This window comes from Ruminococcus sp. (assembly GCF_017650195.1).
Classification (GTDB): domain Bacteria; phylum Bacillota; class Clostridia; order Oscillospirales; family Ruminococcaceae; genus Ruminococcus.
In genome coordinates this window covers 17,758-27,139 of sequence record NZ_JAGCFH010000176.1, presented here as the reverse complement: position 1 = coordinate 27,139, position 9,382 = coordinate 17,758, and the positions used below count along the sequence as shown (strand labels likewise).

The following is a 9,382-nucleotide window of genomic DNA, read 5'->3' as shown; positions in this document are numbered from 1 at the left end:
ATGAAATAGACAAGAAGCGTTATCACGATAGTCTTGCGGATAAGGTATAACTCACGGTAGATAAGACCTTTCATTCATCTCCACTCCTTTTTGCCCCGGTTTACATAATAGATCATTATGTCCTCAAGAGTTGCGGGATCAATGACAGCTCCCGAGTATTTTCGGCTGCATGAAGCCTTGTCAGACACCATTATCTCAGCACCGAAGTCGTTCAGTCTTGCGCTTACTATGTCCTCGGAAGCAATATCCTTATAGTCATCCTTTGTGCATTTGAGTATGCCGTGGCTTTCAAGTATATCGTCCTTGAAGCCACTTACCAGTACCTTGCCCTTGTCGATAAATGTAACGCAGTCGGCTATCTTGTCAAGGTCTGAGGTGATATGGGATGACATGAGGATAGTATTCTCCTCGTTCTGCAAATATTCGAGGAATATGTCCAGTATCTCGTTTCTTACAACTGGGTCGAGTCCTGTCGTAGCCTCGTCCATGATGAGGAGCTTCGCATTATGGGACAGCGCAGACGCTATTTGCAGCTTCATCTTCATGCCCTTTGAGAACTTGCCGAACTTCTTCTTTTTTGGCAGCGCAAAGCGGTCAAGATAGCCGAAAAATGTATCCGTACTCCACTCCTCGTATATCTCCCGGAGTATCTTATCGATAGCAATAGCGTTGAGTCTATCGTCGAAAGGCAACTCGTCAAACACCGCAGCTATCTGCTTTTTTGCCTCGTATTCGTCCTTTTCGCTGTCAAGACCAAGGAGACGTATCTCGCCCTCGTCCTTTTTCACGATATTGAGCAGGGCGTTTATAGTAGTAGTCTTTCCTGCGCCGTTCTGCCCGATAAAACCCATAATCGACCCTTTCGGCACGTTGAAACTTACTCTGTCGAGAGTAAATCCGTCGTACCTTTTGGTCACTTCCTTGATTTCAATAGCATTTTCATAGTCATTCATTTTCTTCCCCTCCGTAAATGAGATCAAGCATTTCCTTCAGCTCGTCTAGACTGAGCTCGCACTGTCTCGCCTTTTCGCATACCTGAATGAGCAGAGCCTCTGTCTGGCGCAGATACTCCTCCCTGAGGAGCTCGGCATTCTGCCCCTTGACAAAGCTGCCCTTGCCAGTATACGACTCAATAAAGCCGTCTCTTTCAAGATCCTCATAAGCGCGTTTAGTGGTGATAACGCTTATGCGGAGCTGCTGTGCAAGTGTACGCATGGAAGGCAGAGCGTCCCCTGCTTTCAGCGCACCGTTAAGGATAAGTCCCTTTATCTGCGAGGATATCTGCTGATATATGGGCTCACCCGATGAATTACTGATGATAATATCCATAGTCCACCTCAATATTGTATATATACGTTATACACATTATAGCATTTATATACACATTTGTCAATACCTTTTCCCAAAAAATTGCTCCAATGTTTTAAGTTGAGAAAATAAAGGGTAGAGTTGACAGTTGATGTATTCAATGTTCTCATATTTTTAATAAATAATATTACCGCTGGCGACTCCGTAGCTCCCAGTTCCCAGCTTAAATTTGAAACATTTATGCGTCAGACGCAAATTTCCCCAAATAAGGCGTATTTTTGAATATGTGTATATGATACGCGAATAAAATAATCATTTTTTAGTCAAAATCGCCATTTTTAAGAAATAATATAGACAAAGCCTCAAAAATAATATATAATAATATGTATATATAATCCGGTATCCGTATACCGTAAATGCGGAAACCGCAGTAGCTTCTGCGGTATCGGAGCACTAAAACATGAGAGTAATCACAGGCATTGCAAGAGGCCGGAAGCTTGTCGCACCGGAGGGGATGGATGTCAGACCCACCGCTGACAAGGTTAAGGAAGGCATCTTTTCAGCCGTTCAGTTTGAGCTTGAGGGAGCAAGAGTTCTCGACCTCTTCGCAGGAAGCGGTCAGATGGGCATCGAAGCTCTCAGCCGCGGCGCAGACCACGCTGTATTCATCGACAGCTCGCTCCGCTCAATAAGATGTGTGAACGAAAACCTGCGCAATACAGGATTTGAACGCCAGTCAGAGGTCATAAACCGGGACAGCTATGATTATATCAAGCTCACCGCCCAGACCTTCGATATCATAATCCTCGACCCGCCATACCGCCACAGTCATATCGCAAATATACTCCCCTTCGCAGCTAAAAAGCTGAGGGAAGGAGGCTCAATAATATGCGAATACGAAAGTGAGGCGGAAGAGCCCAGCGTTCCCGAGGGTATGACACTGAGAAAGACCTACCACTACGGCAAAATAAATGTCACGATATTCTGCAAACCGTCCGAGGAGGTGGCTGAGGAATGAGAAGAGTTGCCGTTTGTCCCGGAAGCTTCGACCCTGTAACGCTTGGACATCTTGACATAATCACAAGAGCATCAAAGCTCTTCGATAAGGTTATAGTCCTGATATCAAGGAACGCAGGCAAGGCGCAGCCTAGCTTCACTGCTACTGAGCGTATGCTCATGATAGAGCAGGTCACACGCGACCTTGATAATGTAGTTATAGATATACTTGACGGTCTCCTTGCAGACTATGTAAGAAACGTGGGCGCTATCGCTATCGTCAAGGGCTTGAGAGCCGTCAGCGACTTTGAATACGAATTTCAGATGGCGCTCGCAAATAAGAAACTGTACGAAGGCGCAGAGACCGTGTTCCTCACAACTGCTTCGGGAAATATGTATCTCAGCTCCAGTCTGGTAAAGCAGATTGCATACTTCGGCGGCGATATAAGTCACTTTGTTCCCAACGAAATACTCGATGATATAAAACAAAGACTAATTAAGGAGAGGTAATCACTATGAGCATTGATGAGATTTTAGAAGAAATGGACGAACTCCTCGATAAAGCAGGGTCAGTTCCGTTCGTATCACACAAGAAGGTCATCGACGGAGAAAGAATGAGAGAACTCATTAACGATGTTCGACTCAATATGCCTCACGAGCTTAAGGAAGCAAAGAAAATCGAATTTGACTGCCAGCGTATTCTTAACGAGGCCAAGCTCAATGCAGAGTCCATTATCCGTAAGGCCGAGGAACGTGCCGCTCAGATAGTATCGAGAGAGGCTATAGTAACAGAGGCAAAGAAGAAGGCTCTCGATATGCTCACAAAGGCTCAGACAGCTGCAAAGAACCTTCAGCAGAACGCCGCTACCTCTGTTGCAAAGATGCTCAACGATACTGAGAGCTACTACTCAAGGAACCTCCAGAGCATAAAGGTCGTAAAGAGCAAGCTGGGAAGCAATTTATCGTCAGGCCTCGGCATGAACGATATGAACGACAAGAAAAACGGCTTACAGTAAGTTATAAGCGGTACTCGGACGAGTACCGCTTTTGTTATGGACTTTTAAAATAATCTTTTTAATAGGTATTGTAAAACCCGTTGGTTTGTGATATAATAATTTAGTATAGCGGTCATTTAATATGCCGCAGCAATTTTTACCAAAGGAGTGATGACCAGATGGTAGGCTTTGAAAATCATATCGGAAAGATAACTATATCGGAAAATTACCTCACGGAGCTCGTCAAGCACGCTGTAACGGACTGCTTCGGAGTATCCGACGTAAGTAACGTTAGCACCTTCCGTTCAGCCGTTTCAGCTCTCACAGCTGGCAAGGCTTTCAGAAAAAACAAGGGAGTACTGATTCGCACCGATAAGGAAGGCGGTCTCATAATCGACCTGCATATCAAAGTGACATACGGTACCAACATCACTGCTGCCGTAAACAGCATTACCCACAAGGTCAGCTTCACCGTAGAGGAAGCTGCAGGAATAGATGTACACAAGGTCAACGTATATGTTGACGACTTGAACGCATAAGGCGTCAGGTATTTACCTGTTAGCAGGATTGGAGGATTTAACTGTGATAAACGGTTCATTACTCAGAGATGCGATAATCTCCGCTGCCGTTACTATCGCCAACAGGAAGCGCGAGGTGGATGAGCTGAATGTTTACCCCGTTCCAGACGGCGATACAGGAACCAATATGTCAATGACAATAAGCAACTCCATAGCAGAGCTTAAGCGTCTTGACTCAAAGGCTCCCGTATCCGAAGTAGCATCAACGGCTGCGTCGGCATTTCTGAGAGGCGCAAGAGGAAACTCCGGCGTTATTCTTTCACTTATATTCAGAGGCTTTTCAAAGGGACTTGCAGGCTGCAAGGAAGCAGGCAGTGAGAATTTCAGCGACGCTCTCCGCTTTGGTGTTGAAGCTGCATACAAAGCTGTAATGAAGCCTGTAGAAGGCACTATACTCACCGTTGTCAAGGCTGCTTCCGCAAAGGCTGACGAGATATGTGCAGAGACCAACGACGAGGTCGTTTTCTGGGAAGAAATATGCGCAGAGGCAGAAGCAACCCTCGCAAAGACTACGGATATGCTCCCTCAGCTAAAAAAAGCAGGAGTGGTAGATGCAGGCGGTAAGGGACTATGTATAATATTCAGAGCTATGTGTGACGTTTTTGCAGGCGGAAAGATCGCCGAGCCAATGGAGACTCCAGTAGCTCAGGAGAGTTCCTCCGACTCGTTCAGAACAGCAGTCAGCGAATATGATGACGATATAACCTATACCTACTGCACCGAGTTCATGCTCGAAAAGGAGTCAGGCTGCCCCGACGCGACCATGCTCCGCGCTTACCTTGAGACTATCGGCGACTGCGTAGTTGTAGTAGATGACGAGAAAATAATAAAGGTACACGTACATACTGATAATCCCGGAAAGGCTATACAGAAGGGACTTGAATTCGGACACTTTACCAACGATCCCCGTCCGAAGATAGAGAATATGCGTATACAGCATGAGAACAAGGTCAAAGACGCACAGGCAGCAGAAGCGGGGCTTACACCAGCAGAGCCTGAGAAAGAGTTTGGCTTTGTGTCAGTGGCAGCGGGTCATGGTCTCGAAGCAATGTTCACAGACCTTGGTGCCGACGTGGTAGTAAAGGGCGGTCAGACAATGAACCCCTCCACGGACGATATCCTCCGCGCTATACTGAAAACTCCTGCAAATACGGTATTTGTACTTCCAAATAACAAGAATATAATCATGGCAGCTGAGCAGGCTGTTAAGCTCACCGACCGGAAAGTATGCGTACTCCAGACAAGGACGATACCTCAGGGTATTGCGGCAATGTTGGCTTTCGACGACAGTCGCAGTCTCAACGAGAACCGGAAGGATATGACAAAGGCATTTGAGAAGGTATCCACCGGTCTTATCACCTTTGCCGCAAGGAACTCAGAATTCGAGGGACATCAGATCAAGGAGGGCGAGATACTTGCTCTCGATAACGGTAAACTTTCCTTCACCGAGCGTGATATAAATAAAGCTACCTACAAGCTTGTAAAGAAACTTGCAAAGGGCGATGTGAACTATGTTACTCTCATTCACGGTGCGGACGTGTCCGAGGAGAATGCGGAAGAGCTCCAGAAGTTCATACAGTCCAAGCTCGGCGACAAGATAGAGGTAATGCTCGTAAACGGCGGTCAGCCTGTTTACTACTATATTATTTCCGTAGAGTAACCGTATAGCCCTTAGGCCATTTTAGGTGCGATGCCTGCATCGTCCCATACATTTCAGGCGGATATTATCCACCACTACAATAGGCTAACAACTAATGGCTAATATCTAGCAACTCAAATCTTATTTTACTCACTAAAAAAATAAACGGCTTATATTGTGAAACGTTCACAACATAAGCCGCTTCTTTTTTTGCAAAAAACAGAACTTGAATTTTTTTAATATTCAATATCTTTTCATGCCATTTTATCACCCTTATAGAAGGGACTTTCAGTGACTTGTGAGTGCAGCAGCAGAAATTTCCTCTCCTGCCACTGACCTATGAAGACTGTCTCAGTTCTTCATAGCCTTTTCTAGCCATACATTTGCAATATCGAGAGCTTCATAGAGTCCGCACTCGCGCTCCGCATTCTTGACGAAGGCTTTGAGTGGATCGGGTTCGTTAGTGTCCATCTGGACAACCCTGACCTTTGAGGTCATTTCCACGCCATTTTCCTCCTTGGTCTCGAGTATCTGTATAAAGATAACATAAGGATCTGACATATAGCCATAGTATATCTGATTGCCGCTTCTTACAAGCGGATATCCCTTGTATGTGTTGAATTTTTCGATCATTCTATACCTCCTGTAATAATTACCATCTTGTGACGAAATCTTCGTCTGTATCTATTCTGCGTATATTGTCCAGAAGGACGCTAACATAAGACTTTGTGCAGTAATACTTGCTCTCTCCGTTTACGACTATAAGAGAACGCATTACCGAATCTTCATAGAACTCATAAGTCATTGTTTTTCCAGTATACGAATCACTGTACTTTATAACAGCATTCGGCTCGCCATCCGGAACAGGAACGCCAAGTGCGAATTCCTCCGCGTTTGTTCCTGCAAGGAACGAATAGAACTTCCTGTACCTCTCGGAATCGAATACCTTACCGTTAAGCGTAACGCTGAAATCTGATGATGAAGGATTATCCGGCTTATTGTCTGAATCGGCAGGCTTTATAACAAATTCTGCCTTCTCACCGCTGCCGCTCACGGTCATATCCGTGATATTCCATACATAAGCGTTAATAAGCATTCTCGTTGCAATATCTATCGGCTGAACTGTCAGCCACGGAGCTCTGTCGGAAGGAATGATGTATATGGTATTTCCGCCCTCCAGCATACCATAACAACACTTTGTGCCCGAATTGTTAGTAAACACCTCGCTAAGGAGCAATGTGTACTTATCTCCGTCCTCGCACTCCATATCCACCCTGCAAAAAGGCTCGCTGAGGCCGGCTTCCTTGATATCTGCGTCTGTACAGTGCAAAACGTAGAGATCCGAGGCTGTGAGCCCGAACATACCCGTTATAACTTTGCTTGAAAGCTCTACGTTAAGGTAGCTCTCCGTGGGGAGCACCATTTTGTGAGAAGAGGAGGTTCCGCCCGAATGAGCGTCCTCGCTTTTGACGTCGTACTCCACAAGGATATCGCTGTCCATATCAGTACGAGCTACCCTGAGGCTCTCCACCCTCGGCTGGCTGCCATCGGAGTAATCGTCGAGTATAGTCGTATCGACGAAATCCTTTACTGAATTACTGTAATTGAGTACCTTTGACGTTGGGACCATATATACGTCCTTAGTGCCATCCACCATAAAGTATACCCCGTCATTGGTCGGGGCCGTATCCCCCACGTAGAATTTGACCTTATTGCCGGACTCATAAGTCATCTCGACCGTAGCCTCAGGCTTGTCGAGACCGTACTTTGAAATGTCACCACAGTCTCTTGCCACAACATTCTGTGCTTCAATACCGTTTCCGTTATTTGCAAGAGTGGATATCATAAGCTCCTTGAGTTTGAGGTCGGTATAGCCCTCAAGAGTATATACCGGATCCTCGTCCTCAGCAGGGCTGTTCTTCATTACGACTGTCATTTCGCCTTCGCTATTGATGACATGGACCTTTTTTACAGTTCCCACCTGACCATTGTCACTTACGAGAACAGTTCCCGAGCCATCAGGGACCGTAGCCAACAGTGTGGGCTCCGCTGGAATTTCACTGCCTTCTCCAGGCGCGAACTTTGTATAAGCGTAGCCGCCTCCCAGCAACGCTACAAGCAGCGCACTGAGCGCGATTATTCCCTTTGCCTGCTTTTTCATTACTTATTTCGTCTCCTTATCAGTATGATCGCGCCTACTGATGCGATTATCATCGGGATGATCCATATAACTATCAAGCTTATGGTCTTTGCCTGCTTTGCTGTGGGAGCAAGGAACGAACTCTGGAGATTCTTATCAGGTATGATAATGCCGTTTTCCTTGCCTGACATAGTGTTTATAATGTTGATAAGGACATTTGCATTATTGAAAGCTGTATTGTTTTGTAGATAAACCGAGCTTGCCATAAGTGGACTGCCAATTACAAGGAGCTCGCTTCCGAACACCTGAAGCTGCTCCGAGTCTTCTTTTCTCGAAAGCATAACGATAGGCTTTACTCCTGTGTCGTCAGTATTCTGTGTTCTTTCTATCATATCAACGGTATATGAAGTATCCGACGAGATAAGAACAGTCTTTACAATATCGCCGTTATTCTTCTTTACCTCTGAGAGCTCTCTCGGTAACTCTGCAATTATGGACAGCTTTTCGTTGGGCATAGTGCCTACGGAATCGGCATCGCTTATATCGAGAGTTATTCCCACGTGCTGATAGAACTGGTTATCATAGAACGACTTAACCTTATCGTCAGAATCGTGAACATACTTGTTTTCCACCTTTATGCTCCAGTCAGCAAGGAACTCAGCGATATTAGGTAGCTCTGTCTGGCTGTAATCAGGAACGTATATCATGTTTTTGCCGTAGTTTCCGCCGTTGAAGAGAAAATCACTCATCTTCTGTATAAGGTCTCCGGTAAGATCGACCGTAGGAGCAAAGAGCACCAGCATATCATACTTAATCGGGTCTAACTCCTCGGACGCGATATCCACATCTGTGCATTCATAGCCGTTCTTTTCAAGGAGCTCATTTTCAAAGCTCTCCACAGCGTCCTCGGTGACGCCAGACTTTGAATCATAGATAGGCGCGCCGTTCATGGTCTTTATAAAAGCGACCTTTACAGGGCTGATGTCAGTTACGTTCATAATAGCAGAGGTCAATACGCTCTCGCCTGTGAAATTGAATCTGAGCTCCTGATTTCTCATTGCATTCTCGTCAGCTGTGAGCATATTCATTACTTCGCTCTCTGATATAACTCTTACTCTGTCTCCGGAGCTTATAATGATGCAACCGCTGCCAATCTCGCCATTGTAATTCTGCTTGAACTTGTTTATAACATCGGGGTCGATGTTCATATCAACGTACTTTACGTTTATCCTTCCATCGCCCTGCTCTGCATATATCGAATACTTGTCGAGGAGCTCGGGTATCATCTCGTAAGGTACCTCCGACGGTACGCCAAAATTCTGCAAATAGTAATTCTCATACTGTGTGCCTATAGCCTCAAAGTAATCCCTTGTGGCTGTGACTGTTATATCAACGTCCTTCTTCAAAGCCTTAAGAACGCTTATTGACTGATCTGTAAGCTCGTATCTGTTATCGGGAGTAAGGTCTATCTTCATAGGCGAACGCTTTGCAACAGCGTTGACCATTATGTTCACAACGACCACTATAGCAATAACAAGAGCGATTATAACATAGAACATCGCGCCATATTTAAGCTTCCGGGAATTAAATCTGCCCTTTGGGCTTTTCTTCTTTGCGCTCTCATCAGCGCCGGCAAGCTCATTCACACCTTCGGCAGTGTTTTGCGTATTTATCTTGTCGGTATCTTTTTTACTCATATCTGTATACAAACCTTCCTTTCATGGAA

The 9,382-nt window shown here is 45.5% G+C and carries 10 protein-coding genes; 5 read left to right on the top strand and 5 right to left on the bottom strand.

The window, feature by feature from the left end; genetic code table 11:
- Positions 1 to 74: 74 nt before the first annotated feature.
- Positions 75 to 953 (bottom strand): ABC transporter ATP-binding protein, encoded by an 879-nt coding sequence (locus J6U00_RS08320; RefSeq protein WP_296580931.1) that lies wholly within the window; start codon positions 951 to 953, stop codon positions 75 to 77.
- On the bottom strand, positions 946 to 1,329 hold the full coding sequence (locus J6U00_RS08315) for a GntR family transcriptional regulator (RefSeq protein WP_296580929.1): 384 nt from the start codon (positions 1,327 to 1,329) through the stop codon (positions 946 to 948). Before J6U00_RS08315 ends, J6U00_RS08320 begins: the two co-directional genes overlap by 8 nt.
- A 439-nt stretch (positions 1,330 to 1,768) precedes the next feature.
- Between J6U00_RS08315 and rsmD the strand changes: the two genes are divergently transcribed.
- The 5 genes from rsmD (at position 1,769) to J6U00_RS08290 (ending at position 5,537) form a co-directional block, all read left to right on the top strand.
- Positions 1,769 to 2,326 carry a 16S rRNA (guanine(966)-N(2))-methyltransferase RsmD gene (gene rsmD / locus J6U00_RS08310; protein ID WP_296580927.1) on the top strand — a complete coding sequence of 186 codons (558 nt, stop codon included), beginning with the start codon at positions 1,769 to 1,771 and terminating at the stop codon, positions 2,324 to 2,326.
- Complete coding sequence (gene coaD, locus J6U00_RS08305; RefSeq protein ID WP_295079837.1) at positions 2,323 to 2,814, top strand: pantetheine-phosphate adenylyltransferase; 492 nt, start codon at positions 2,323 to 2,325, stop codon at positions 2,812 to 2,814. Before rsmD ends, coaD begins: the two co-directional genes overlap by 4 nt.
- Before the next feature lie 5 nt (positions 2,815 to 2,819).
- Positions 2,820 to 3,320, top strand: a complete 501-nt coding sequence (locus tag J6U00_RS08300) for a vacuolar-type H+-ATPase subunit H (RefSeq protein ID WP_296580926.1) — start codon at positions 2,820 to 2,822, stop codon at positions 3,318 to 3,320.
- Positions 3,321 to 3,478: 158 nt separating this feature from the next.
- Complete coding sequence (locus tag J6U00_RS08295; protein ID WP_296580924.1) at positions 3,479 to 3,838, top strand: Asp23/Gls24 family envelope stress response protein; 360 nt, start codon at positions 3,479 to 3,481, stop codon at positions 3,836 to 3,838.
- A 43-nt stretch (positions 3,839 to 3,881) separates the two neighbouring features.
- Positions 3,882 to 5,537 carry a DAK2 domain-containing protein gene (locus J6U00_RS08290; protein ID WP_296580922.1) on the top strand — a complete coding sequence of 552 codons (1,656 nt, stop codon included), beginning with the start codon at positions 3,882 to 3,884 and terminating at the stop codon, positions 5,535 to 5,537.
- 330 nt (positions 5,538 to 5,867) lie between these two features.
- On the opposite strand, the gene J6U00_RS08285 is transcribed toward J6U00_RS08290, so the two are convergent.
- From J6U00_RS08285 to J6U00_RS08275, 3 genes are read right to left on the bottom strand one after another with little or no spacing between them, the layout of a single operon-like run.
- Positions 5,868 to 6,149 carry a hypothetical protein gene (locus J6U00_RS08285; RefSeq protein ID WP_296580920.1) on the bottom strand — a complete coding sequence of 94 codons (282 nt, stop codon included), beginning with the start codon at positions 6,147 to 6,149 and terminating at the stop codon, positions 5,868 to 5,870.
- Positions 6,150 to 6,168: 19 nt separating this feature from the next.
- Positions 6,169 to 7,677, bottom strand: coding sequence for a DUF4340 domain-containing protein (locus tag J6U00_RS08280; RefSeq protein WP_296580918.1), 1,509 nt, complete (start codon positions 7,675 to 7,677; stop codon positions 6,169 to 6,171).
- On the bottom strand, positions 7,677 to 9,353 hold the full coding sequence (locus J6U00_RS08275) for a Gldg family protein (RefSeq protein WP_296580916.1): 1,677 nt from the start codon (positions 9,351 to 9,353) through the stop codon (positions 7,677 to 7,679). Before J6U00_RS08275 ends, J6U00_RS08280 begins: the two co-directional genes overlap by 1 nt.
- Between the last annotated feature and the right edge of the window lie 29 nt (positions 9,354 to 9,382).